Consider the following 23,707-nt stretch of genomic DNA (forward strand, 5'->3'; position numbering starts at 1 on the left):
GTTAAAAAAAGACCAAATAAAGGAATGCTGATGGTTAATAATGACTAACTTTAAGGGGTAAATTTGAGATGAAATATGGCGTCATATGTGCAATGGATGAAGAACTTGCAATTTTAAAAGAAGCACTGACAAACGAAACAAGTCGAAATTATGGCCACACGACCTTTTTTAGTGGCCAAATTCATAATCAGGAAGTTGTTTTAGTTAAATCAGGCATTGGCAAGGTCCAAGCCGGCATCACCACCGCAACACTGATTAATGAATTCCATGTGGATGCGGTGATTAATTCCGGCTCGGCTGGGGGGATCGGTGAGGGCCTATCAATCGGTGACCTTGTGATCTCAACCGAAACGGCTTATCATGACGTCGATGTGACGGCATCAAACTATCAGATGGGCCAGCTTCCAGGCTTTCCGGCCCGCTTCCCAGCTTCTAAGACATTGGAAGATGCGATTGCCAAAGCGGCTCGGGACAGCGGTGTCGACGTCCATTTTGGGTTGATTGTTTCCGGCGATCAGTTTATTGCTGATACGAATCGTATTCAGCAAATCAAAGCCGATTTCCCGGATGCATTGTGTTCGGAAATGGAAGGGGCTGCCGTTGGCCAGGTAGCTTATCAAAATCAGATTCCGTACGTGGTTATTCGGGCGATGTCTGATGTTGGTGATGAAGAAGCTGAATTAAGTTTTGACCAGTTTATTGTGGTGGCCGGTAAAAAATCCGGTCAAATGTTAATTGATCTATTTAAGAATGAAGCAGCAAGGAAGTGAAATTCTTGGAAGAGATTTATTTAGATAATGCAGCAACAACCAGAGTTTCGGATGAAGTTTATGCCGAATTGATGGATAAATATAAGCACGTTTATGGCAATGCGTCGACACTTTATGGATTGGGTCGCCAAGCCAAACAAGTCATGGAAAGTGCCCGGGAAGTGATTGCTAAATCGATTAATGCGGATCCAGATGAAATTGTCTTTACCAGTGGCGGGTCGGAAAGTGATAATACGGCCATCATGCAAACGGCTTTTGCTCGTCAATCACTTGGTAAACACATTATTACCACGGCCATTGAGCACGAGGCCGTTTTAAAGCCGATGAAAGCGTTGGAGAAACTGGGATTTCGGGTGACCTATCTTCCCGTTGACCAGTATGGAAATATCTCTCTGGATGATTTTAAGGCAGCTTTAGACGATGACACGATTTTAGTTTCAATTATGACTGGTAATAATGAAGTTGGCTCGGTCATGCCAATTCATGAAATTGGTGATATTTTAAAGGATCATCAGGCCTGGTTCCATACGGATGCAGTTCAAGCCTATGGGTTATTGGATGTTGATGTTCAACGTGATCATATTGACATGCTGTCAACCTCAGCCCATAAAATTAATGGCCCTAAGATGATTGGTTTTCTCTATCGTCGGACCGGCGTCAACTTTCCAAGTTTGATCAAGGGCGGGGATCAAGAGACCAAACGCCGGGCAGGCACCGAAAATGTCCCAGCAATCGCAGGCTTTGCCCGGGCTGTTGAGACCATTACCAGTGATGAAAAAGCCCGTCGTCAGGCTAAATATTTAAAATTTAAAAACTATATTTCGGATAAGTTAACTGAAAACGGCATTGATTTCGAAGTAAACGGCCAAATTTCACCGAATAACTTAAACCATGTGTTTAACATTTGGCTAAAAGGGATTTCAACTTATGTGATGCAAACTAACCTTGATCTGGCTGGCATTGCTGTTTCAGGTGGCTCGGCTTGCACCGCTGGTAGTATTGAACCCTCCCATGTTTTAGTAGCGATGTACGGGGAGCAAAGTCCTCGAATTAGTGAATCAATTCGCATCAGTTTTGGCCGATACAATACGTATCAGGACTTGGATAAATTAGTCGAGGCAATTACTAAAACGGTTGATCGACTTAAGCGTAAAGGGGTGAAACAATAATGGCATTTTCAACGGCCGTTAAATTGACTGGTGATTCGCATACCTATGAATTGAGCCCGGCAATCAAGAAGTATACGCTCAAAGATTTGGGCTTTACGATTACCAAGGCTGGTAACTACTCGTTGGATCGTTCGTTAGATCCTAATTCACCTTATGGCACTGGGTATAAATTTAAAATGATGGTTGCCAAGGGCTTGGATGGCTTTCGAATGTCGGTTACAACGGGAAACGGCTTGCAAAAAGTCAACATTTTTAAAAATCCGGAAACTCAGTCAAGTGTTGAACAACTGAATTTTTTAATTAATAATTTAATTAATCGAGAAGTTTTGAAACGACAGGATTAATTGTTTTAAATATTACCGAAGAAGGGCTGAAATGGCTTAGATAACCGTTTTAGCCTTTTTTTAATGCCAAATGACCAATTCTTTTAGAATTTCTTAGAGCGAAACTGTCATCAATGATTGGGTGATGATGCTGATAAACAAAAATATGTATTGACAGCGCATTTCAAAAGCGATAAATTAGATACTAATTAAGATACAATGATAAACCAATCAAAAATAGTTTTTTAAATGATGCGGTTCTAAATAAAGTGAGGGTTATTTTAATCCGTTTAGAATATCATTTTCAAAAACGCGTTGTTTATTATCGTAACTTAATTTTAAACTAGGGAGGTTTCTGTATAATGGCAAAACAAGACGTTAACGACCTTGATTGGTCAAACTTAGGCTTTACATATCGAGATTTACCATACAGTTACAACGAGGAATTTAAGGATGGTAAATGGCAGAACGGTGGGTTAACAACCGATTCAACGCTTACATTTTCTGAAGCTGCTGAAGACTTACATTATGGCCAGGAAGTTTTTGAAGGATTAAAAGCTTATCGTCGAAAAGATGGTGGCATTAACCTTTTCAGACCGGACATGAACGCCGAAAGAATGGCTAATTCAGCTAAACGTTTGGTGATGGAACAGTACCCAAAGGATAAGTTCGTTGAAGCGGTTAAAGCCGTTGTTAAAGCCAACCAGGAATTTGTACCACCTTATGGTTCCGGTGGCTCGCTTTATATTCGGCCGTTTATGGTTGGTACGACACCGGTGGTCGGTGTTTCGCCTGCAACCGAATACACTTTCCACATTTATGCCACACCAGTTGGTGCTTACATTAAGGGATTAAATCCGATGCCCTATGTCGTAAGTGACTATGATCGGGCAGCCGGTGCCGGAACTGGTCAGGCAAAAACTGCCGGAAATTACGCAAGCAGTTTATTGCCATCCATTTTAGCTAAAAAGGCCGGGTTTGCGGATTGCCTGTATTTGGATCCTCGTGAACACAAATACATTGATGAATTTGGTGGTGCCAACTTCTATGGTGTGACTAAAGATGGTCAATTACTGACACCAAAATCCGATTCCATTTTGCCGTCAATTACCAAGAAGTCAATTCTTCAAATTGCCAAAGATCAGGGATTGAATCCACAAGAGACCCGAATTGCTATTGATAATTTGGATAACTTGGTTGAAGCAGGTGCCATGGGGACCGCTGCTGTTATCTCACCAGTTGGGTCATTAACCTACAAAGACAAGAAACACGTCTTCTACAGTGAAACTGAAGCTGGTCCCGTTACTCAAAAACTTTATGATACGTTATTTGGTATTCAGGAAGGTGACGTTGAGGACAAGTATGGTTGGGTTGTTCCGGTTGAACTTTAAAGACATGATTTGTCTAAACTAAGCCCTTTTGAAGAGTCGTTTCGAATAGTCGAGACGGCTCTTTTTAGATAAGGGATAACAACTAATGAACCAAATTGACAAGGTAACGTCAATTGATTAAACTGACAGAAATTGCCCTTGCTTAAAAAAGTTGAGAACTTGGGCTTCTTAAAGAAAAGGGATGATGAAATGCTAAAACGTGATGGTCACACACACACGGAATTCTGCCCACATGGTAGTGGCGACGATGTTGAATTAATGATTCAAAAAGCCATTCAACTTGGATTTAAGAGTTACAGTATTACAGAGCATGCACCACTACCGCCCGCTTTTAGTGATCGGTATGCCGGTCAGGTAACTGGGTTAACGGAAGCTTCTATGGCAATGAACGATCTGGCAGCTTATTTTAAAAAAGCTAATTTGATGAAAAAGAAGTACGCTGATCAAATTGAAATTAAAATTGGGTTTGAGGTAGATTTTTTAGCAGATGATGTTGCCTGGACCCGTGAGTTTCTAAATGAATATGGCCCTCAAACCGACGATAATATCCTTTCGGTTCATTTTATGAAGGGCAAAGACGAAAAATATTGGTGCGTTGACGATACGCCGGGAGATTTTCAACTCGGCTTATTGTCTGAAACCCCCGATGCCCAGATGTTATTTGCTAAATACTTTAATCTCATTAAGCAGGCCGTCTTGAGTGATTTAGGACCCTATGCGCCGAATCGCATTGGTCACATCACGCTAATTCGAAAATTTCAGGATCATTTTCAACTGGATCCAAACTATAATCTTCGTAATCAAAAATTACTTGAGTCGCTTCTTGAGCTGATTAAGGATCGGGGAAAGCAGCTTGATTTCAACGCTGCCGGACTTTACAAACCGGATTGTAATCAACCCTATCCCAACTTTAAACTGGCTGAGAAGGCTAAACAAATGGGCATTCCACTTGTTTATGGCAGTGACGCCCATGGGGTTGCCGACATTGGCCGAGGATATCACGGGTTGGCTGAATTTCTTTAGTGACCGTTTTTAATTCTCAGATGCTAATCGTTTGGCTGCGCTCACTGATTTAGGACAGCTACGCCAAACAGCATCATTCCATATAAGGGATCGATTGGAAAAATCCAAGCCCAGGATTTCCCCAATCGACGCCTTATATTCCAGATGCTAATCATTTGGCTTCGCTCACTTGACTTTTTTTCCAAACGTGATATTATTTTCTGTAAATTAAAGATAAATAACAAAATAAAGTTTTGATTAGAAGAAGTAACCGGTCGTTAGTGTAAAGAGAGCTTCGTGGCTGAGATGAAGTCATTTTCACCGGTGAAAACACATCTATGAACTAATTGGTTGAATCAAGTAGATCAATTCGCAGGTTTAGCGTTATCAGGGTTGCCGCAACTGTTATCGGATTTTTATCCGCCGACTAGTTGTTGGCAACGTAAGGCACTCTATCGTGAGGTAGGTGCAAATTGGGGTGGAACCGCGATTAAAATTCGTCCTCGAAAGCTGAAAACAGTTTTCGGGGGCGTTTTTTTCAGCTTAATGATGTTTATTTTCCCAAAATGATTGAATGAAATAACTGTGGGCTAATTAAAATGAAATTTTCTAAAGGGGTGGCATGATCATGAAAAATAAAAATTTACCAAATGGCACAAGGGACGAATTTGGTAGTCAGGCAGAAATTAAAGAAACGATTCAAATGAAGTTGCTGACACTCTTTAAAAATCGGGGCTTTCAAAAATTGACGACGCCGGCTTTAGAATATTCGGATGTTTTTGAACCGCTGAGTACGGATAACTATCGACCTTATCAGTTTTTAGATGAACAGGGGGAAAGGCTGGTTTTACGGCCGGATCTGACCTTGCCCGTTGCCCGGGTAATGAGTACGACTGGTGTGGATTTACCTGTTAAATGGTATTACAGCGGGGATGTCTTCCGAATTAAAAAACGGCTATCAGGTAGTTATAACCAAACGACGCAGGCAGGCATTGAAATTATTGGTTATAAGGGCCTTAAAGCCGATTGGGAGTGTTTGCAAGTTGCTTTAAGTGGTTGCCAACAACTGCAGCTGAAAGACGTTACTGTGGAACTTAGCGAGGCTAAATTCGTTGATACGGTGATTAAACAACTTGATTTACCAGAGCCGACCAAGGCCAGCCTTAAGCAGGCGCTGTTTGATAAAGATCTCAGTCGGTATCAAAGCCTATGGTCACCTTTAGTTGGCACACCCTTTGAAAAGTTTTTGTCTGAATGGCCTTGGTTATTTGGCAATTTCAATCAAGTGATTCGAGTGGTTGAAACCTTACCAAGAGCAACCGAATTGGAATCAATTATTCAGGACCTGATTGCGACTAAAACATTCATCAATCGGCAATTTCCAAACTATCAAGTAACGTTGGATTTGAGCATTCGTTCGCCACAATCCTATTACACCGGCATGGCGTTTCGGGGGTTTACCGGGAAATCTGCCGACTACCTATTCAGTGGCGGTCGTTACGATGAACTATTAACGAATTTTCAAAAAGTTAAAGTCTCGGCTGTCGGGGTGGCATTTGACGTTGATGCGCTGGTTGAACGAGCTGACTGGCCAGTTAACCAGCAAACGACGTTAATTTATTTTGACAGTGAGCAGTGGCAGCTGGCAGAAAAAAAGCTTAAAGAAATCCCCAACTCAACACTTTGTCTTTCACAGTCATTAGCGGCAGCCAAACAACTAGCCGATAACAGTAATAGTGTGCTACTAGATTTAACGGAAAGCAGGTAAATGTTATGGAACCAATTAAAATCGCGCTGACAAAGGGTCGAACGGAACAACAGGTACGACCATTACTGGAAGCCAGTGGGATTGATTGTCAGGGCTTAAGAAACAAAGGCCGCAAATTAATCTTCGATGATGATCCGCGCTATGAATTTATTTTGGTTAAAGCCCCAGACGTACTAACTTACTTAAATAACGGGACAGTTCAGGTGGGCATTGTCGGTAGTGATATTTTGGATGAACAAGTCAACTTTCAATACGCAATGTTAAATTTAAGCGTTGGCAAATGCAGATTTGTATTGGCATCAACAGCCGACTTTGACCCTCAGCAACAACGTCGTAAGATCATTGCCACCAAGTATCCAAACATTACTAAACGATACTTTGACGGAATTGGTGAAGATGTTGAAATTATCAAAATTGAAGGATCGGTTGAGTTGGCACCGTTGACTGGCTTGGCTGATGCAATTGTTGATATTGTGGAAACGGGAAATACGTTAAGAGAAAATCATTTGAAGGTTTACGCAAGGCTGCAGCCGGTTAATACTAAATTAGTCGTTAACCGGTTAGCCCTTCGGCAATATCGATCCCAAATCAAAACGTTAATTACAAATTTACAGGCAGCTGATCAAAAGGCAGCTCAATCAAATGTTAAGGAGTGGACAAAATGAGAACCGCAACGATTTCTAGAAAAACTAATGAAACCCAAATTGAATTAACTTTAAACTTGGATGATTATTCAACCATTCAAGTTGATACAGGGATCGGCTTCTTTAATCATATGCTGACGGCTTTTGCCAAGCATGGCCGATTTGGTTTGATTGTCAAAGCTAAAGGTGATTTGGACGTTGACCCACATCACACGACGGAAGATGTTGGGATTGCCCTTGGCCTGGCGTTAAAAGAAGCGTTGGGTGATAAGGCTGGTATTGAACGATTTGGTTCAGCCCTGATTCCATTAGATGAAACCCTCAGTCGCGTTGTAATTGACCTATCAGGGCGGGCCTACCTGGTCTTTAAAGCAGAATTTGCCAACGACCATTTAGGTGGTTACGATACCGAGGTTACTGAAGATTTCTTCCAAGCGTTCGCATTTAATGCCGATTTGAATCTGCATGCGGAAGTGCTCTATGGTCGAAACACTCATCATAAAATTGAAACCTTGTTCAAGGCATTGGGTAGAGCCCTCAGAGCAGCTGTGACATTGAACCCGGAAATTAAAGGAATTCCTTCAACCAAGGGGGTCATTTAAATGATTGTCGTCATTGATTATGATACTGGCAATACCCGCAACGTTAAAAAAGCTTTGGATTTTTTAGGTGTTGAAAACGAGCTCAGTGCGAACCCCCAAGAAATTATTCAGGCAGATGGCGTTATTTTACCCGGGGTTGGTGCTTTTAAAAAAGCGATTGATGCGTTGAATCAACGGCAACTCATTCCTGTCATCCGGCAGGTAGCCAAAAAGGGAACACCGATTCTTGGGATTTGCTTGGGGATGCAGTTGTTGTTTGACCGGAGTTTGGAGTTTGGCAACACCCAGGCTTATCGTTAATTAAAGGACAGGTGGTTCCGATTCCAACAGATTTAGGGGTTAAGGTGCCACATATGGGATGGGATCAAAACCAAATGACACAATCTGATCCGATTGCAACTCCCTTTAACCGCCAATTCAGTTACTTTGTTCATTCATACTATGTACAAACGCCACCGAAAAATGTTTTAGCAACTGTTGATTATGGCATTCAACTACCAAGTATTGTTCGTCAAAATAACATCATCGGGATGCAGTTTCATCCTGAAAAAAGTGGTCAGGTTGGATTAGCTGGATTAACACAATTCAAGGAGATGGTTGAAAATGCAGATTATTCCCGCAATTGATTTAAAAAATCAAGAAAGTGTTCGACTGTATCAGGGTGATTTTAACCAAACGACCTTAATTAGTGAATCACCTGTCAACCAAGCGTTGGCAATTGAAAAAGCAGGATTGACCCACTTACACTTGGTTGATCTGGACGGTGCTAAAACCGGTCGGCCGGTTAACCGTTCCGTCATTCAGCAAATTTGTGAGCAGACGCATTTATCCGTCGAAGTTGGTGGTGGCATTCGCTCGTTGTCTCAAATCAACGCTTATCTCACGTCGGGCGTTAGTCGAGTTATTTTAGGTTCTGCAGCGTTAAACGATCCTAAGCTGGTTCAATCAGCCATTCGCCAATTCGGCACGGATCAAATTGTTGTCGGCATTGATGGGAAAGCCGGCCTGGTGGCAGTTTCCGGCTGGCTTGAACAAAGTACCGTTAAAATGTCGGAGTTAATGGCATCAATGATTGCGTTTGGCGTTGAGACATTTATCGTCACTGATATTTCTCGAGATGGGACCATGAGTGGCCCCAACGTTGATCAACTAAGCCGGCTTCAAACTCAATTTAAGACCGCCACCATTATTGCATCAGGTGGCATTCGAAACGTTGCTGATTTAAATGAATTATCTGATTCAGGTATTCGGGCCGCCATTATTGGTCGAGCAATGGCGACTGGTGATTTATCATTGGCAACGTTAGCGGAGGTGAGTCGGAATGCTGGCTAAACGAATTATTCCATGTTTGGATGTTGATCATGGCCGGGTTAAGAAAGGTGTCAACTTTGTTAACCTGCAGGACGTTGGTGATCCAACAGAAATCGCAGCGGCCTATCAAAAGCAAGGGGCCGATGAACTGGTTTTTTTAGACATTACGGCGACCAACGAAAAGCGAAAGGCGATCGTTGATACCATTGAAAAGGTGGCCAGCCAAGTATTTATGCCGCTAACAGTTGGCGGTGGGATTAACAATGTTGCCGATATGATGGCGTTACTAAGAGCAGGGGCAGACAAAACAGCGGTTAATTCGGCAGCTGTCAGAAATCCGAAGTTGATTACCCAGGGAGCTGAAAAATTTGGCAGTCAGTGTATTGTATTAGCAATTGATGCGAAATTCAATCCCCAAACGGGATCTTATCAGGTTTACGTCAATGGCGGCAGGCAGGCAACCAAGCTGGATGCAATTCAGTGGGCTAAGCAGGGGGTTGACCGCGGTGCCGGTGAATTATTGGTCACCAGTATGGATAAAGACGGAACTAAAAGCGGTTATGATATTGAGCTTTATCAAAAACTGACCGCTGCCGTAGATGTGCCGGTGATTGCGTCTGGAGGTTGCGGCCGTTTAAGTGACTTCTCTGAAGTTTTTGATGAAGCAGACGTTGATGGTGCATTAGCGGCCTCAGTCTTTCATTTTGGGGAACTTACCATTAGTGATGTCAAACAACAATTAAGAGATGATGGGGTGATCGTACGTTAAAACCTGATTTTGCTAAATATCCTGATAACTTGGTGCCGACAATCGTTGTTGATGATCAAACCAACCAGGTCTTGATGATGGCTTATGTTAATGAAGAAAGTTATCATCGGAGTTTGAAAACCCGCCAGACGTGGTTTTGGTCTCGTAGTCGTCAAGAACTTTGGCACAAAGGTGAGACGAGTGGTAACACTCAAAAAATCGTTTCAATAGCAATTGATTGTGATGAAGATACTTTATTGATGCGAGTGGTGCCAGCCGGTCCGGCATGTCATACCGGTCACACAAGTTGCTTTTATCGAACTGTCTTAGAGGAGGAAAAATAATGGCTGAACAAAATTTAGATGAATTATATCAATTGGTACTGGAAAGGAAAAACCACCCTGAGAAGGGCTCCTACACGGATTATTTATTTACGAAGGGATTGGACAAAATTTTAAAAAAGGTCGGGGAAGAAGCGACCGAAGTGATCGTAGCGGCAAAGAATGATTCGGATCCGGATTTCATTTTAGAAGTTGCCGACTTAGCTTATCACGTGGAAGTTCTGATGGCAGAACGCGGAATCACACCAACCCAAATCAAAGAAGAATTGGCTAGTCGTGAAGGTCGGCAAAGTAGGATTCATGATCGCAAAGACATTCAGAACTGGTAAAAATTAATTGAAAATTGGAGGCCCGTTATGGTAAAAGAATCAGTCAAGCACTTAAACCCTTACATCCCAGAACAGACTTTGGATGACCTGAAAGCACAGTATGGTCTCAAGCGATTAATCCGACTTTCAGCGAATGAAAATGCTTTTGGAACTTCTTCAGAAGTAGCTAAAGCATTGGAAAAATGGCATTTCGCCGACGCCAACCTGTATCCGGATAGTAATGCTGAAAAACTTCGGCAGAGTATTTCCGTGAGATTTGGCATTGATGCCACTCATTTATTGTTTGGTAATGGGTTGGATGAAGTGATTGAGTTGTTGTGCCGGGTGATTCTTGAGCCTGGGGATGAAGTTATCGAACCGGATTTAACCTTTTCTGAATACCAACTCCACTCTCAAATTGAGGGGGCCAAGATAAAACGGGTTTCATTAGATGATGCCGGTTATTTAAATCTAGCCGCCATTAAAAAACAATTAACACATCAAACTAAGATGATTTGGTTGTGTAACCCCAATAATCCGACAGGCACATTTCTTGGACCCAAAACAATTCAATCATTTCTAGAAGATGTGCCAAAAGATGTCACGGTGATCGTTGATGAAGCCTATATTGACTTTGTCGATGATCGACATGCTTCAGTGATTCAATTAACCAAACAGTTTGATAATTTGGTCGTTTTAAGAACTTTTTCAAAGGCTTATGGCTTGGCCAATTTTCGGGTCGGCTATGCGATTTGCAACCCTCCATTAATGAATTATTTACAGGCTGCCAGATTGCCGTATAATCTGAGTACGTTTGCTGAAGTGGCTGCCACTGCCGCCTTTCAAGATACGGAATTTGTTAAGCGGGTTGTTAAAACGGTCGTTGAAGAGCGAACTAAATGGCAGCACTTTTTAACTAAACAAAAATTACCATTTTATGAATCAGCAGCTAATTTTATTTTCTTTAAAGTGGATAATGCGGACGGGCTTCACGACTACTTACTGAGGAATGGTTACTTGGTTCGTAATGGTTTGAAAGCCGGGTGGCTAAGAATTTCAATTGGCAAGCCTGAGGACAACTCAGCCGTTCAGAAATTGATGGCCGACTATTTAACGACAAGATGATTAACTGCCTCGGTGGCATTTTACCTTGGAATGCGTTAATATAAGTTTTACTGGAAATTACGACCTTCACTCGTGGATTCTCCAGAATCTAATTGAAATGATGGTGGTTTTATGCAAGACAACAGTCAAACTCGAGTGGTTGTTGGCATGAGCGGCGGTGTCGATTCTTCGGTGGTCGCCTATTTGCTCAAACAACAGGGCTACGATGTGATTGGCGTTTTCATGAAAAATTGGGATGATACTGATGAGAATGGCGTCTGCACGGCAACCGAAGATTACAAAGACGTTGCTAAAGTAGCCAATAAAATCGGCATCCCTTACTATTCGGTTAATTTTGAAAAAGAGTACTGGGATCGAGTCTTTACGTACTTCTTGGATGAGTACAAAAAGGGCAGGACTCCTGACCCGGACGTTATCTGTAATAAGGAAATTAAATTTAAAGCCTTTTTGGATTATGCTTTGGAATTGGGTGCCGACTACATTGCAACCGGGCATTATGCTCAATTAACACGCGATGCCGAGGGACACAATCATCTCTTGCGGGCAACCGATGGTAATAAGGATCAAACTTATTTTTTGAGTCAGTTATCAGCAGAGCAACTGGATCGAGTCATGTTCCCAATCGGTCATCTGGTTAAACCGGAAGTTCGCGAAATTGCTCGAAAAGCCGGCTTGGCAACTGCCGATAAAAAAGATTCGGTTGGGATCTGCTTTATTGGTGAGAAAAACTTCAAACAGTTCTTAGGACATTACTTACCGGCAACCCCCGGCAAAATGATGACCGTTGATGGTCAAATTAAAGGCCAACACGATGGGTTAATGTATTACACTATTGGTCAACGGCGTGGTCTTGGAATTGGCGGCGATGGAGTTGATAATCAACCATGGTTTGTTGTCGGAAAAGATTTAAAGAAAAATATTCTTTACGTTGGTAAGGGATATCATAACGAGTTACTTTATGCAGATTACTTGGAAGCTTCAGATATGCACTGGGTCAATAATTTGGACCGTGGTCAGAGCTTTCATTGCACAGCCAAGTTCCGTTACCGGCAAAAGGATACCGGTGTAACGGTTCATTTAAGTGATGATGGGCAGAAAGTTCGGGTGGACTTTGATACACCTGTTCGAGCCATTACGCCTGGTCAGGCAGTTGTCTTTTACGATGGTGACGAATGTCTAGGCTCTGCAATCATTGACGCAGCTTATAAGCAGTCTAAGGAATTACAATACGTTTAGATTTGGCATGGTGATTAACTGTCATGGTAGACCTATAATGGATATCTAAAAAAACGATCTGGTCAGTTGATGACTGGATCGCTTTTTTATGAAAAATAGTTTAAGAGCTTAACCGATTAGCCACATAAAGATTGGCATGGTAACAAATGAACACACTGTACTCCAAAATTGAATCGAAGCAATTTCAGATTCGTTAATTTTAAATTGGATGGCCAAGGTTGTTGGCATCGTGGCCGTCGGAATCGCTAGGGTTAAAACGACGATGTTGATGATCTCAGCAGGTGCTTGAGTTGCCAACATGATGAGCCAAATAATGCACGGGAAAACGACATTTTTTGCAAAAACGGTGATGACAATTGGCATGTTGACGGTAATCCGCCTGGTAAAAAGAACAATTCCAATTGAAAAGAGGGCCAGGCCGCCGGCTATTTTACCAAGGACCATAAATGTGTTTTCCAGTTCTGCCGGCATCTGCCAACCGGCCAATGCAATGATAAAGCCCAATATGGCGCTGATGACCAACGGTTTCTTGAAGGTACTGATTAAGCGCTCACTTAGCGAAGTCACTTCACCTTCCTCGGCAAGGGAGGCAAAGACTGCCGGTAACAGTAAAATATTGATAATTAACGTGCAGAGACCAATTGTGATGGCACTGACCTGGTTACCGAACAGTAACGGTAAAATAGCTGAACCAATAAATGGGACGGACGGGTCAGCGACTGAAAGTGCCCGCAGTGATGCAAGGTCTAGCGGCAATCGAAACCCAAATCGATAAGCAATTATCAAGATAATGTAACAGCCGACCATTCCAGCCAGTAGCCACCCTGCTAAGGGAATATCGGCAATAATAATTTTTCTGGGTGTTGCCCAGATGCCTGCAAAGACACTGAATGGTAATGCGTAATTCATAACCAATTTAACAAATTGCTGACTATCATGGTCGTCAAAATCACGACGGTAAGCGGCAAAGTAGCCGATTCCAATGGTGACAATAATTGGAATCAGCGCAAACAAAAGTGTTTGTAACATCACGAAATTCCCCCTAAATGCTCTCTATTGTTAAAAAGCTGAATATGAAACAAGCTTACCACTTGGCGAATTGGATTTGAAGCAGGGATCGAGTAGAAAAATCCAGAAGCGGGATTTCCCTACTCGACTCCTTATATTTCGGGTGCTAAGCGTTGGGCTCCGCTCACTGTTATTAGGACAGCTACTCCCAGCAATCTACTGCACCTAAGGGATCGAATGGCAAAATGCCAAAACCAGGCTTTTCACCATTCGACGCCTTAGTCTCCGTAGATTAACCGCTGGGCTTCGCTCACTGTTATTAGGACAGCTCCTCAAAGCAGACTCCTGCATGTAAGGGATCAATCTGAAAAATCCAAAATCAGGATTCTTCAGATTGACGCCTTACACTCCGGAGTCTAACCGCTTTGTTTCGCTCACTGTTTTTTTGAAATTCCGGCTCAATCCTGTCATAATAGGTGAGTGATTAACATAATGGGAGGAATGGCTTTTGACACGATTGTATTTTATACGCCACGGGAAAACCGAATGGAATCTTGAAAGCCGCTACCAAGGGGCTGGTGGAGATTCACCCTTACTTTCTGAAAGCTATCATGAGATGGCCCTTTTAGCTGCCCATTTGCGTGATGTGCCCTTTCAGCATATTTACGCCAGTCCGATTAAACGAGCCAGAATTACCGCTGAAATTATCGGCCAACACTTAAAAAGCCATCCCACTATTTCGCTCTTATCCAGACTGGAAGAATTTAATCTGGGTAAAATGGAAGGTATGAAGTTTGCAACCGTTGAAAAACAGTATCCGCAAGAATTTGAAAACTTTAGGAATCACCCTGATTTGTATGATCCGGCAAAAATTGGTGGTGAAAGCTTTTCCGACGTGATTAATCGAATGACGCCAGCGATCACTCGAATTGTTAAAAATAATCCGGATAAAAATGTGATGATCGTCAGTCACGGGGCTGCTTTAAACGCGGAAATCAATTATTTACTTGGAACACCACTTGCCGATTTGCGAAAACGTGGTGGGTTAGCTAATACCAGCACGACGATTTTAGAAAGTCGGGATGCCGGTCAATCGTTTTCACTTATTAAATGGAATGATACCAGTTATTTAAATAAGAAATTGGATGAAACTGATTTGGTTTAGGTGATCAAAATGAAAAAGAATACTCCGGATAAAATTAAGAAATTGCAAAAAAAGAATCAGGAAAACCAACGTAAGTATACTAAGAAGCGGGAAGCTGAAGAAAAGAAGGCCGGCCGGCTAATTCATCAATTAGTATCAAAAATTGATGCCGAACCAAATGATTATCACCATTATTACGATTTAGCCACTTTGCTGGTTGAAGGTAAGGATTATGAACAGGCTGAAGAGTTATTGATGAAAGCGCTGGGAATTTTTGATCGGGCTTCAAAAGATGTTAAGGATACGCTGAGATTTGGTTTGGGAAACGTTTATTATGCTGCTCAAGAGTATGATAAGGCTATCAAAATATTTCAGGAAATTGATGATCAAAAGCTTCAGTCGGAAGCTTATATGATGCTTGCACAAAGCTATATGGCCAAAGGAGATAATAAGCGGGCAATGGTTTTTGCACTGTCCGCTCAGAGTACCCGACGCAAAGATCCGGCCGTCAATCAGATGATTGGTGATAATCTTTTGGCACTTGGTAACTTTTCTCAAGCTGCTGAATTTTATGATCTGGTTTTAAAGGTAGAGCCCCAAAATGGTAAAGCCAACTTTAACCGTGGGCTGGTGGCAATGGTTAACGGTGAAGATTTTGAAGCTTATTTTAAAAAGGCCAAGCAGTATGATTCCGCGTACTTCGATAAGGGTCAAAAGAAATTAAAAGATATTGAAAAATTTGTTCAATTAAATGGTTCAAAGAAAGCCAATCACGATCATCGTCAGAATGATTAGGTGGACACCGAATTAATTTTGATTAGTTTAGCGAATTTTTGAATCGTCTTGTGAGGAGAATGATTGTGGACCAAGCAATGGGATTGTTTGAACCCCAAGATAATGCAAATCAAACTAAATATGTTAACGGCCGGTTAAAAGCCATTTTCTTTTCCAGTAATGACAGCTTTTATAAGGTTTTACTGATTGAAATCACTGGGACAGACCTTAATTGGCCTGAAAGCGAGATTGTCGTAACAGGTAACTTTGGTGACGTCGTCGAAGAAAACAGTTATCATTTTGTTGGAAAAATAGTCGATCATCCCCGCTATGGCAAACAATTCCAAGCGACTAATTATTCATCTTTGATCGCGACGAACCGGGAAGGGGTTATTAAATATCTTTCTAGCGATCAATTCCCAGGGGTTGGGAAGCAGACAGCTCAACGGGTAGTTGATGCTTTAGGCGAAGATGCCATTCAACGCATTAATGAAGATGGTCGGCTTTTGGATCAGGTACAGATTACACAAAAACAGCGAAACGCGATTTTGGAAAATCTTAATGTTGATGACGCGTTGGAAAAAACAATTGTGACGCTTAATTCCTTTGGCTTTTCAAGTAAGGTTGCTTCGGCAATTTACGATAAGTACCATGATGAAGCGGTTGAAATCATTTCTAAAAATCCTTACCAATTGGTTGAGGATATTCGAGGAATCAGTTTTAAACGGGCAGATGCCATTGCACTGCGAGTGGGCCTGACTGCGACTTCTACCGAACGAATTCGGGCAGGGCTGCTTTACGCCATTCAGGAGATCTGTTTTGAACACGGTGATACTTACACGACAACGGCTGACTTGCTCAGCACAGCAGGTGAGTTGCTTGATAATAATGTTGAAGAACCGATTAGTGGTGAGAAACTTGGTGAGTCTTTAATCCAGTTAGCCAAAGAACGAAAAATTGTTGGTGAGGACGATCGGATTTATCTGGGCTATGTTTATAGGGCTGAAGTTCAAATTGCTAAACATCTTGGTCGAGTCATTAAAAGCGAAGATGAAGACGAAACAGATTTTTCCGATGAGGCCATTTCACAGCAGATTGGCAAGGTCGAGACCCAATTTGGGATTCATTATGATCAATCACAGTCTGATGCTATTTTAAAGGCAATGAAATCACCGGTCTTCATTTTAACCGGTGGTCCCGGCACTGGAAAAACGACGATTATTAACGGTATTGTTAACACGTATGCCCGGCTGCACGACTATTCATTGGACATTAATGACTACAAAGATAAGCCGTTTCCAATTGTTTTAGCAGCACCAACCGGCCGAGCTGCCAAACATATGGCTGATTCAACGGGATTGCCAGCCAGTACAATTCATCGCTTGCTGGGCCTTAATGGTCAGGAATCAGCTGATTATACATCGCCTAAGGAGATTGAAGGGAAATTATTGATTATCGATGAGATGTCAATGGTGGATACCTTTCTGTTTCGTTCTCTTATGAGAGCCGTCCCCAATCAGATGCAGATTGTGTTTGTTGGGGATCAGGATCAATTGCCTTCAGTTGGTCCTGGACAGGTTTTTCATGATCTGTTGGTTTCCAAGCAATTGCCGGCGATGTACTTAAATAACATTCATCGTCAGGGAAAGGGTTCGTCCATTGTTCAACTGGCACATGATATTCATGCAGGCAAGTTATCGCCCGACTTCGATCAAAATCAGCCGGATCGGTCATTTATTTCTTGTAATGAATGGCAAATTCCATCGGTCATTAAACAGGTTGTTCAGCGAGCTAAAGATAAAGAATTTAACTTAATGGATGTCCAGGTACTGGCGCCGATGTATCGAGGGGCTGCAGGCATTGACCGGTTGAATAATGTTTTACAAGAAGTCTGGCAGGCCAATTCTTCTGGCAAATCGGTCACCATTAGAGGGCACACGTATCGACTTCATGATAAGGTGCTTCAGTTGGTGAATAACCCTGAAAAAAACGTTTTTAATGGTGATCTCGGCGAGATTGTTGGAATGGAGACACCTGATAATCAGAGCATTCCAACTAAAATTATTATTGCTTTTGATGAAACCGAAGTGGCCTATGAAAAAAATGAATGGGTTCAGTTCACGCTGGCTTATTGTACTTCGATTCATAAGGCTCAAGGAAGCGAATTTCCGATGGTGATTCTGCCGATCGTTCACCAATACTCACGAATGCTGCAGCGTAACCTGCTTTATACTGCAGTGACCCGGGCTAGTGATTTCTTAATTATGCTGGGTGAAAAGCAGGCATTTGAACAATGCGTTCGCAGTCTTTCAGTTAATCGAAAAACCAGCTTGGTTCAACGATTGGTTGATGTTATTGGCGTTGAAACGGATTCATCAATGTCGGAAACGGCGGCTGATGAGGGTGAAGCGACTGATAATGAAGCCACCTCAACGGTTACCACAACCGAACGGAAATCTTATCGACTGACAGCTCAAATGATTCGTCAAGAAACGATTGATCCAATGATCGGAATGGCTGGTGTCACCCCCGATCAATTTGAGAAGACTGGCGCTTCTTCAAAGTCAATTCATGGTCAAAAATAAGATAACTCATTGAAGTGACTGCCACTTTTCTTGACGATTCACTGTATAGAGACACCATAATTATGTTAATATTTAATTAAACAAGAATACTTGGAGGGTAACATGGCTGAATTGAAATCACATCCTAAGGTTAAATTATTTTCTTTAAACTCAAATCGTCCCTTGTCTGAGGCGATTAGTCGAGCAGTTGGCATTCCCCTTAGCGATGCCACTGTTGAAAAATTTAGTGATGACGAAATAAAAATAAGTGTTGATGAGAGTATCCGCGGTGATGAGGTTTATATTATTCAGTCAGTTTCCGATCCGGTTAACTCAAATTTGATGGAACTACTGATTATGGTGGATGCAGTTCGACGGGCAAGTGCCAAATCAATCAACGTCGTGGTGCCTTATTATGGTTATTCACGTGCGGATCGTAAGGCGCGTTCTCGAGAGCCGATCACCGCGAAATTAGTTGCTTCGTTTTTGGAAATGGATGGCGTTGATCGAGTTGTCACGCTTGATTTACACGCGGATCAAATCCAGGGGTTCTTTAATATTCCGGTGGATCACTTGAGAGCAAATACGTTATTAGCAACCTATTTTGCAAACAAGCATCATGCTGAAAATTGTGTGATTGTGTCACCTGATCATACTGGTGTTTCGCGGGCAAGAAAGTTTGCTGAACTTTTGGATGCACCAATTGCCATTATTGACAATCGGTCCCCCGAGGATGCTACAACCGTTCCTGAATCGGTGATTGGTAATGTGAAGGGAAAAATTGCCATTATTGTAGACGATATGATTGACACGGCTTTCAAGTTAACCATTGCAGCAGAAACCTTGAAAAAAGCAGGAGCAACCAATGTTTACGCCGTTGCGACTCACGCTGTTTTTTCAGGGAATGCTCAGGAACGCCTTCAACAATCGGCAATTGAAAGAGTCATTGTGACGGATTCAATTAATATTGCCAAGGCTGATCAGTTTGAAAAACTAGAGGTCGTCTCGGTTGGCGAACTATTTGGTGAGGCGATTACGTTGATTCATAATCAGCAATCCGTCGGGAAATTGTTTGGTAGGTAAACTCTTTAGTAAAGGTGGATTGAATCATGTATATGTACAAAGCAAATGAAGGACGTTATGATCATGCGGTTGTAAGACGGGCAGGAGATTCTGGACTTCAAGTACCTGCTTTGTCGTTTGGAATGTGGCATAGTTTTGGTGATAAAGCCAATTATGGTGATAGTGAAAAAGTCATTTTGAAGGCATTCGATGATGGCATTTTCAGCTTTGATCTTGCTTATAATTACGGGCCGGGGTCTGGAGCCGCAGAAAGACTCTTTGGCGAAGTTTATCGTGCCAATTTAAAGCCTTATCGAGATGAGTTGGTAATCACAACCAAGGCTGGTTTTAATATGTGGCCGGGGCCTTATGGCAACTTTTCATCTAAAAAAACGTTGGTTAATGCGTTGGATGGCAGTTTAAAGCGAATGGGTTTGGATTACGTTGATATTTACTATAGTCACCGGTTTGACCCAAATACCAACTTGGAAGAGACTGCAAATGCATTAGATGGCCTCGTTCGTGCCGGTAAAGCACTCTATATTGGCATTTCCAACTACAACGCTGCTCAAACTAAAGAGATTAGCCAATACTTTAAAGAATTGCATACACCGTTTGTTGTTAACCAGGCATCTTATAACTTGCTGAATCGGGAAGTTGAAGACGATGGCCTTTTAAAGACACTAAAGGATGAGAATAAGGCACTAATTGCTTATGGCCCCTTAGCAGAAGGTTTGTTAACCGATAAATATCTTGGTGGCATGAGTGATGATGTCAAAGTTCACTGGAGTAACCAATTTGTCATCAAGCATGGAAAGGCTGAATTGGTTAAAAAATTAAACGAATTGAATCAATTAGCACAGAATCGGGGTCAGAGTTTGGCTCAAATGTCATTAGCCTGGTTGCTTCATGACAAAACCGTTGCCAGTGTTGTAACGGGGGCTTCCAAAATTAACCATTTGGAAGATAACTTGAAAGCATTGAACAATCTTGACTTTACAGCCGATGAGCTTGCTGAAATTGATAAAATCGTTAAAGAATAAGGGCACTCGATCTGAATGACAATTTAGTTTAAAGGTCAAAGTGCTTGTCTAAAAAACGAACAACTTCCAAGATAAGTGACGGCTGGATAAGTTGTTTAAATAATTTGGAAGTTGGGGTTGTTTTGGATAACAGTTAGAAGTTGAAGTTAATCAATTCGGAATGAGACTGGGACATAAAGGTGTCACTCAAAATTTTGACCTACATTTGAAAATAAAAATCCCGTGTAATCAACAATTTATCGTGCTGATTACACGGGATCTCTTTGATTTGCGACCATTTTTCGACTTATGTCCCAGCCACATTCCGCTTTTTGTTTGCCTGCCGCTTGAATTTTAGTGAAGCACTATAATTGCTGCAACCAATCATGATATACTTATCTGGATAAGATTATGCCTTGAATGGAGATTAATTATGACAAAAAAAGTAACCATTACGGATTTAGCTAGACGGGCTAATGTTTCCGTTACAACCGTTTCGCAAATTTTAAACGGTAAAGACGATCGATTTAGTGACAAAACTGTCAAAAAGATTCATCAGTTACAAAAAGAAATGGGTTACGTGCCTGATTTTAATGCTCAGAGTTTGATTCGGCGAAGTGGTCGGACGATCGGAGTGTTGGTACCCAACATTAACAACCCTTTTTTCAGTCACTTTTTACGTGGTATTGAGTCAGTTGCGATGGAGAATGGGTACATCCCGCTTATTTTCGGTTCTAACAACAATCAAAAGCTGGAAAGCTATTATCTATTTGAATCGATTAGACGGGCTGCAGACGGCATGATAATCGCTTCTGCAATCTCGGACGTCAGCTATATTGATAATATTTTAAATCAAAATGGGATTCCTTATTTATTAACTGATCAGGCACCAGTTGCCGAGGGGGACCAGGTAGATGTTAATAATTATCATGGTGGCGAAATCTTGGCTAATTACCTTATCCAGAAGGGGCATCAAAAAGTGGCTGTTGTCACGGATCAGCATCCAACATTAAATTTAAAGCAACGGTTAGCCGGCTTTTTAGATACCTTTAAAAGCCACCAATTAAGTATCTCCGCTGATCGGATTATTGAGACGGAATTGACCAAACTTGGTGGTTATCATGTGACCGATCAAGTGCTGAAGATGAAGTCGACGGCCATTTTTGCGTTGAACGATGAGCTTGCAATCGGTTTGTATCGGGGAATTCACGAAGCTGGGTTAAAAATCCCTGATGATATTTCGATTGTTGGTTACGATGATATTGATTTAACAGAGTATGTGACACCAACCTTAACAACTATTCATCAGCCTTCCTTTGAAATGGGGGCTAGTGCGGCTCGACTGATTTTAGCACGAATTCAGGACCGCCACCGCGCTTTTCAGCGAGTAGCGTTGCCAATTAGCTTAGTTGAACGGCAAAGTGTTAAAACGTTAAATTAACCGTTAATTAAATTTGTAAAAGCTTTTTAAATCTGGTATTCTCTTTAGTGAAAGGTTTTACTTAAAAATAATTGGTGACTGATAAAAATTAGAGATGATTAATCAAGTAATCAAGTCATGCTAATTCTGATTAATCATGTTCAGGCCAACTGGTGCATGGGATAATCACTTCGGCCAGTGGGGTTGCTAATGCAGTCGGATTCGTTAAAGGGAGGATTTGGAAACAATGACAAATAAAGTGGTGGTACTCGGGAGCTTAAACGTTGATACAACGCTTCATATTGCCCAGATGCCAAAACCGGGAGAAACTATTAATGCTCAGAGCAAAACTAATTCCGCAGGTGGAAAGGGTGCTAATCAAGCAGTTGCGGCAGCTAGGTCACATGCCCAAACCAGTTTCATTGGTCAAGTGGGTCGTGACAGCGCTGGTGACTTTATGATGAAGGCCTTAAAACAGGATCACATTAACACAGACCACGTTAAAGTCACGACTGAGCAGGGAACTGGTTCAGCAGTCATTTTACTTGATGAAGCCGGTCAAAACAGTATCATGGTTTACGGCGGGGCTAATCAAGCTATGACAACGGCGGTTGCAGTTGACAGTGAACCACTTATTGGATCAGCTGATGTTCTAATCTCAGAATTTGAGACGCCTCAAGCAGTTACTTTGGCAGCTTTTAAAATTGCCAAGCAACATGGGGCCATGACAATTCTAAATCCAGCACCGGCGGCTAAATTAATTGATGGTTTGGCTGAAGTGACTGATTTAATCGTGCCCAATGAAACTGAGAGCGCAACCTTGACGGGGATTCCAGTCACGGATACTGCTTCTATGGATCAAAATGCGAGTCAGTTTGCGTCAATGGGAATTCAAAACGTCATTATCACCGTTGGCGATCGGGGTGCTTATTATCACACGGCGACGGCAAGTGGCTTCGTACCGGCATTCAAAGTTAAAGCTAAGGATACCACCGCGGCTGGCGATACTTTTATTGGGGCCTTTAGTTCAAAAATTAATCCAGATTTGGCTAACGTGGCCGCAGCACTGGTTTATGCACAGCAGGCGTCATCCATTACGGTTCAACGGATGGGTGCGCTACCATCAATTCCGACAACTGAAGAGATTGAAAAAGTATATGGATAAAACTTATGATTTTGATTAGCCACTTATAAGTGGGCGAACTGTTTTTTGAAAAGGTGTTGATTTACGGATTTTTATCTGTTAACATTACCAGACGTTAGCAGGAATTTAATTTAAAGACTTTATTCGTTTCTGATGAATGATTGAAGTCAGTCTCAATTAATCAAACCATTTTATAAGTTCAAAGGGGTTTATAGCTATGAGTAATAAGTTAGAAATTCTTAAAGAATATCAAAAAGCAGCTTCGAAGTTAAATCAACTGAAGTCTAAAGAGGCTGAGGTTAATCGTTCCGAAAATAATGAAGATAAAGATACCGTTGTGATTAAACCACAATTTGGTAATGAAATGAATCAGCTCAACGAGGAGTGCGTTCAATTGAATATGATTCTGGAAGCAATGGATGCTTCTGAGGATTAACGGTTGACTTACTCGTAAAGCCAAACTAAAAAGCACTGGGTTCTAATTAGAACTCGGTGCTTTTTAGTTTCATATGAGTTTAAACCTGAATAATCTCTACTTTTAAAATTTGCCTGATTTGGTCCTTTTGAGGGCCATTTTTTTATCCTTTCAGGCACTTTTGATCGCTGACAAAACTTAACTGATCACTAACCGTCACATTTTGAGGGATTAGGGGCTTTATCCAGCTGCTGAAAGCACGCCAAATAAGCCCCTTTAAAATCCTAAATTTTTTAGACCACGCTCAGTTGCTTTTGCCTATAATTGCTGGATATTCAGGAGAATCCGCTGGAAAACCGCTTGATAGACGTGGGTCGCACTTAACTTTAACTGAATGCGACGGGCGGTATGAACCA

General features: G+C 41.8%; 22 protein-coding genes, 2 pseudogenes and 1 other annotated feature. Of the genes and pseudogenes, 23 read left to right on the top strand and 1 reads right to left on the bottom strand.

What is annotated here, in order from left to right; translation table 11 throughout:
* Positions 1–68 precede the first annotated feature (68 nt).
* The 15 genes and pseudogenes from ED605_RS03370 to mnmA all read left to right on the top strand — a co-directional run bounded on the left by ED605_RS03370 (position 69) and on the right by mnmA (position 12,738).
* Complete coding sequence (locus tag ED605_RS03370) at positions 69–770, top strand: 5'-methylthioadenosine/adenosylhomocysteine nucleosidase (protein WP_121977487.1); 702 nt, start codon at positions 69–71, stop codon at positions 768–770.
* Positions 771–775: 5 nt separating this feature from the next.
* Positions 776–1,939 carry a cysteine desulfurase family protein gene (locus tag ED605_RS03375; protein WP_121977488.1) on the top strand — a complete coding sequence of 388 codons (1,164 nt, stop codon included), beginning with the start codon at positions 776–778 and terminating at the stop codon, positions 1,937–1,939.
* A complete protein-coding gene (locus tag ED605_RS03380; protein WP_121977489.1) occupies positions 1,939–2,283 on the top strand; it encodes a DUF1831 domain-containing protein in 345 nt (114 codons plus the stop codon). Before ED605_RS03375 ends, ED605_RS03380 begins: the two co-directional genes overlap by 1 nt.
* A 341-nt stretch (positions 2,284–2,624) precedes the next feature.
* Positions 2,625–3,653: a branched-chain amino acid aminotransferase gene (locus ED605_RS03385; protein ID WP_121977490.1), complete on the top strand. Its 1,029-nt coding sequence runs from the start codon at positions 2,625–2,627 to the stop codon at positions 3,651–3,653.
* A gap of 189 nt (positions 3,654–3,842) precedes the next feature.
* Positions 3,843–4,676: a histidinol-phosphatase HisJ gene (gene hisJ / locus ED605_RS03390; protein ID WP_121977491.1), complete on the top strand. Its 834-nt coding sequence runs from the start codon at positions 3,843–3,845 to the stop codon at positions 4,674–4,676.
* A gap of 224 nt (positions 4,677–4,900) precedes the next feature.
* Positions 4,901–5,163: a binding site (T-box leader), on the top strand.
* 120 nt (positions 5,164–5,283) lie between these two features.
* Positions 5,284–6,423, top strand: a complete 1,140-nt coding sequence (locus tag ED605_RS03400; RefSeq protein ID WP_121977493.1) for an ATP phosphoribosyltransferase regulatory subunit — start codon at positions 5,284–5,286, stop codon at positions 6,421–6,423.
* 5 nt (positions 6,424–6,428) lie between these two features.
* A complete protein-coding gene (gene hisG / locus ED605_RS03405; RefSeq protein ID WP_121977494.1) occupies positions 6,429–7,088 on the top strand; it encodes an ATP phosphoribosyltransferase in 660 nt (219 codons plus the stop codon).
* Positions 7,085–7,669, top strand: coding sequence for an imidazoleglycerol-phosphate dehydratase HisB (gene hisB / locus ED605_RS03410; protein ID WP_121977495.1), 585 nt, complete (start codon positions 7,085–7,087; stop codon positions 7,667–7,669). Before hisG ends, hisB begins: the two co-directional genes overlap by 4 nt.
* Positions 7,670–8,295, top strand: a pseudogene (gene hisH, locus ED605_RS03415) (imidazole glycerol phosphate synthase subunit HisH).
* Positions 8,273–9,001, top strand: coding sequence for a 1-(5-phosphoribosyl)-5-[(5-phosphoribosylamino)methylideneamino]imidazole-4-carboxamide isomerase (hisA, locus tag ED605_RS03420; RefSeq protein WP_121977496.1), 729 nt, complete (start codon positions 8,273–8,275; stop codon positions 8,999–9,001). The pseudogene hisH and the gene hisA overlap by 23 nt, the downstream one beginning before the upstream one ends.
* A complete protein-coding gene (gene hisF / locus ED605_RS03425) occupies positions 8,991–9,749 on the top strand; it encodes an imidazole glycerol phosphate synthase subunit HisF (RefSeq protein ID WP_121977497.1) in 759 nt (252 codons plus the stop codon). The genes hisA and hisF overlap by 11 nt, the downstream gene beginning before the upstream one ends.
* A pseudogene (hisI, locus tag ED605_RS03430) lies at positions 9,746–10,072 on the top strand (phosphoribosyl-AMP cyclohydrolase); the annotation flags it as partial. The gene hisF and the pseudogene hisI, both read left to right, overlap by 4 nt.
* Positions 10,072–10,398 carry a phosphoribosyl-ATP diphosphatase gene (gene hisE, locus ED605_RS03435; protein WP_121977499.1) on the top strand — a complete coding sequence of 109 codons (327 nt, stop codon included), beginning with the start codon at positions 10,072–10,074 and terminating at the stop codon, positions 10,396–10,398. The pseudogene hisI and the gene hisE, both read left to right, overlap by 1 nt.
* A gap of 27 nt (positions 10,399–10,425) precedes the next feature.
* Positions 10,426–11,502 carry a histidinol-phosphate transaminase gene (hisC, locus tag ED605_RS03440; protein WP_121977500.1) on the top strand — a complete coding sequence of 359 codons (1,077 nt, stop codon included), beginning with the start codon at positions 10,426–10,428 and terminating at the stop codon, positions 11,500–11,502.
* A 111-nt stretch (positions 11,503–11,613) separates the two neighbouring features.
* Positions 11,614–12,738, top strand: a complete 1,125-nt coding sequence (gene mnmA, locus ED605_RS03445; RefSeq protein ID WP_121977501.1) for a tRNA 2-thiouridine(34) synthase MnmA — start codon at positions 11,614–11,616, stop codon at positions 12,736–12,738.
* A 108-nt stretch (positions 12,739–12,846) separates the two neighbouring features.
* Here the strand turns inward: mnmA and ED605_RS03450 are convergent, their stop codons facing one another.
* A complete protein-coding gene (locus ED605_RS03450; RefSeq protein WP_121977502.1) occupies positions 12,847–13,767 on the bottom strand; it encodes an AEC family transporter in 921 nt (306 codons plus the stop codon).
* A gap of 487 nt (positions 13,768–14,254) precedes the next feature.
* On the opposite strand from ED605_RS03450, the gene ED605_RS03455 reads away from it, so the two are divergent.
* The 8 genes from ED605_RS03455 to ED605_RS03490 all read left to right on the top strand — a co-directional run bounded on the left by ED605_RS03455 (position 14,255) and on the right by ED605_RS03490 (position 23,312).
* Complete coding sequence (locus ED605_RS03455) at positions 14,255–14,911, top strand: histidine phosphatase family protein (protein ID WP_121977503.1); 657 nt, start codon at positions 14,255–14,257, stop codon at positions 14,909–14,911.
* Between the two features lie 9 nt (positions 14,912–14,920).
* Entirely contained in the window at positions 14,921–15,685 is a 765-nt protein-coding gene (locus ED605_RS03460; RefSeq protein WP_121977504.1) for a tetratricopeptide repeat protein, read from the top strand.
* A gap of 59 nt (positions 15,686–15,744) precedes the next feature.
* The gene (recD2, locus tag ED605_RS03465) at positions 15,745–18,249 is read left to right on the top strand and encodes an SF1B family DNA helicase RecD2 (protein ID WP_191981335.1); all 2,505 of its coding nucleotides are present in this window, start codon (positions 15,745–15,747) and stop codon (positions 18,247–18,249) included.
* Positions 18,250–18,351: 102 nt separating this feature from the next.
* A complete protein-coding gene (locus ED605_RS03470; RefSeq protein ID WP_121977505.1) occupies positions 18,352–19,311 on the top strand; it encodes a ribose-phosphate diphosphokinase in 960 nt (319 codons plus the stop codon).
* Positions 19,312–19,343: 32 nt separating this feature from the next.
* A complete protein-coding gene (locus tag ED605_RS03475) occupies positions 19,344–20,333 on the top strand; it encodes an aldo/keto reductase (RefSeq protein WP_121977848.1) in 990 nt (329 codons plus the stop codon).
* 412 nt (positions 20,334–20,745) lie between these two features.
* Positions 20,746–21,753, top strand: a complete 1,008-nt coding sequence (gene rbsR, locus ED605_RS03480; RefSeq protein ID WP_121977506.1) for a ribose utilization transcriptional repressor RbsR — start codon at positions 20,746–20,748, stop codon at positions 21,751–21,753.
* Positions 21,754–21,979: 226 nt separating this feature from the next.
* Positions 21,980–22,897 (top strand): ribokinase, encoded by a 918-nt coding sequence (rbsK, locus tag ED605_RS03485; RefSeq protein ID WP_121977507.1) that lies wholly within the window; start codon positions 21,980–21,982, stop codon positions 22,895–22,897.
* Positions 22,898–23,093: 196 nt separating this feature from the next.
* Positions 23,094–23,312 carry a hypothetical protein gene (locus ED605_RS03490; RefSeq protein WP_121977508.1) on the top strand — a complete coding sequence of 73 codons (219 nt, stop codon included), beginning with the start codon at positions 23,094–23,096 and terminating at the stop codon, positions 23,310–23,312.
* Positions 23,313–23,707 lie beyond the last annotated feature (395 nt).

Origin of the sequence: Lentilactobacillus raoultii (assembly GCF_900411375.1) — a bacterium.
In the GTDB taxonomy this organism is placed as follows: domain Bacteria; phylum Bacillota; class Bacilli; order Lactobacillales; family Lactobacillaceae; genus Lentilactobacillus; species Lentilactobacillus raoultii.